The 2,153-nt window shown below is 73.0% G+C and carries 1 protein-coding gene; it reads left to right on the forward strand.

Annotated features, from left to right (window positions below; translation table 11 throughout):
* Nucleotides 1–137 precede the first annotated feature (137 nt).
* Nucleotides 138–2,153, forward strand: a 2,016-nt coding sequence (locus EIO58_RS16680; RefSeq protein WP_127820416.1) for a hypothetical protein, incomplete at its 3' end; no start/stop codon positions are given.

The raw sequence follows: 2,153 nt of genomic DNA on the forward strand, positions 1-2,153 counted from the left end.
CCCGACCCCGAGCCGACGGCCGACCCCGACCCCGACCCCGACCCCGAGCCGACACCCGGCCCCGGCGGAGAGCCGCCGGGCACGCCGCCTGTCGTCGAAGAACCTGCTCCGACGCCGACCGACCCCTCTGTGCCCGAATGATGCCCGCAGCGCCGACGTGGGCGGATGCCGAGCCCAGACGGGGCGGCATCGCGAGCCTGCCCGGCCTTCCCTCGATCGATGTCCTGCGCTTTCCGGATGAACCCCCACGAGCCGTCGTCCTCGGAAGCGCCGGCTCGGGGAAGAGCACGCTTCTGCGCCATCTCGTCACCCTCTTCGCCGACGAGGGCACGCCCGCCGCTCTGCTGCGAGACGTCGGAGACATCGAGGCCACGCCGGCGGGCTCCGTCCTGCTTGTCGACGACGCGCATCTTCTCGACGACGCCCGGCTGCGAGTCCTGGGCGACCGTGCCGAGGAGTCCGACGCAGGGCTCATCGTGACGGCGCGCACCTGGCCGGCGGCGCCCGGCTTCGCCGCTCTCAGCCGCCGTCTCGAGCGCAGCCGGCCGGCGATCCTGCTCGGGGATGTGACGCGGCACCGTCTGCGCGAGGACATCGGCTTCGCCATCGCGGATTGCGAAGACGCCGTGCTCGCGATGACGGGCGGGATCGCATGGCTCGTCCACGAGGTCCTCCGGGTGCACGACGAACGCGACTGTCGCGACGATCCGTACCACGGGGTGCTCCGCGAGGCGCTTCGACCCCGCATCCTGCACCGGCTGATGTCAGTCTCCCCGCCCGTCCGTCGGCTGATCGACGATCTGGCCCTGTGCCTCACGACGGCGCCGGACTCCGACGCGAAAGCCCTCATGGCTGAGGGCTACGCCGAGGGCCTCCTCACCGCGACCGGACGACCGCCCGAGCTCGTCGTCGAGACGGTGCGCTCCGTCGCACCCGTCGCGCAGAGGATCCACGTCATCGAGGCGAGCTCGGCCGCTGAGCTGCATGATGCGACGCTGCTGCGAAGCCTCGACGGCCTCACGGACCCACGCGCGGCGGACGCACTGGCCGCGCGAGCGCGATCGTTGACGAAGGAAGACCCGACTCTCGCCGACGAACTGCTGACGAGGGCGGTGGCGTGCGGCGCCACGCCGGAGTCGCTCGCAGAAGACCGGGCCTACGTCGCGTGGGAGCTCGGCCGCCTCGACGAGGCCGGGATGATCCTCGACGGCTGGGCGCACGCGGCTCCCCCGGACAGGACCGCGACGGATCTCGCGGCGGCGGTCTGGGCCGACCGGGGCATGATGAGCCTCGCGCACGACACCTACCGGGCCACCGACGACATCGACCACGCCGGCCGGGCGTGGGCGCGGCTCGCCGGCATCGGTGCGGGGCATCGGCCGCACGCACCGGCGACAGCGGCGCGCGAACATGGAGCCGCACCGCCGTCGACGTTGCACGTCGCGCTCCGGTTCCTCGATCAGGGACTCATCGCCACGTTGTCGCCGGACGCCGACGCGTCAGCCCTTCCCGATCTCCAGCGCGCATCTGAGCTCTACACCGCCTCCGGCGATGCCAGCGCCTCGGTCGAACTGCCGGCCGTGGTAGCGGCGGCGGCCACGATCGGCCTCGGCGACCTCAAGACAGCGGACGCCATCATCCGCGATGCGCTTCGAGGCCGACAAGGAGGCGGCCACGGGCAGCCGCGCCTCCACCTCTGGGCGGCCTGGTTCGCATTGCAGCGGGAGCGCCCGGCGGACGCCCGTGCGGCTCTGGCTCGCGCCACGTCGGCGCAGGCCCTGTCGCCGCGCGACGACGCGTTCGCCGCCACCATCACCGTGGGCCTCGCGCGTCGCTACGACGATGCCGCCGAGCTCGCATCGGTGTGGGAATCGGCACGAGCGCGCGTGCTGCGGGTCGAACCCGATCTCTTCACGCTTCTTCCCCTCGGAGAAGCCGTCATCGCCTCGGCTCGCCTCGGCGATGCCGGCTCGATGCAGGCGGCTTTCGACCACGGCCTCCGAATCGTCGCCCGACTCGGCGAGCCACCCGCGTGGGCTGCGCCACTGCACTGGGCGGGCATTCAGCGCGGCATCCTGCTCAGCCGGCCGGAGGCGCTCGCGCCGCATGCGCGCGCGCTCGTCGCGGCGGCTGCACACAACCGGCTCGCCGCT

It is taken from the genome of Microbacterium sp. CPCC 204701, assembly GCF_004010105.1.
In the GTDB taxonomy this organism is placed as follows: Bacteria; Actinomycetota; Actinomycetes; order Actinomycetales; family Microbacteriaceae; genus Microbacterium.